This is a genomic window from Aminobacter sp. MET-1, from assembly GCF_026521175.1.
GTDB lineage: Bacteria > Pseudomonadota > Alphaproteobacteria > Rhizobiales > Rhizobiaceae > Aminobacter.
The window spans coordinates 1-424 of sequence record NZ_JAMSHL010000075.1; the positions used below are offsets into that span (position 1 = coordinate 1).

General features: G+C 67.9%; 1 protein-coding gene. It reads right to left on the reverse strand.

Features of this window, described 5'->3' with window-relative positions:
* On the reverse strand, window positions 1-424 hold a 424-nt coding region (locus tag NDO48_RS29080), incomplete at both ends, for an aldehyde dehydrogenase family protein (RefSeq protein WP_267322898.1).

Below are 424 nucleotides of genomic sequence, written 5' to 3' on the forward strand. Positions count from 1 at the left end.
TCGCCCTGGGCGGTTGGCCAGTCGAGGCAACGACCGTGGCCGGTCCAGACGCGCTTGAGGTTGCCCGTCGATTCCGCCTCCGCCCTGGCGCAGATCTCGGCCTCGGCGACGACCCAGAGGCCGTCGACGTCATCGTGTTTGGCAAGGACCGCTGTGAGTTCCCCCGTGTGCCCGGTGACGATGTTGATCGCACCGGCCGGAATGTCGGAATATTCGAGCACCTGGTAGAGGTCGGTGGCAACCAGCGGGGCCGTGGTCGAGGGCACCAGAACCACGGTGTTGCCCATGGCGAGTGCCGGGGCGAGCAGCGAGATCAGGCCGAGCAGCGGCGCTTCATCAGGGGCGATGATGCCGATGACGCCGACGGGCTCATGCAGCGCCAATGTCACCGTGCGTGCCGGCGGCTGGTGCACCCTGCCCTCGA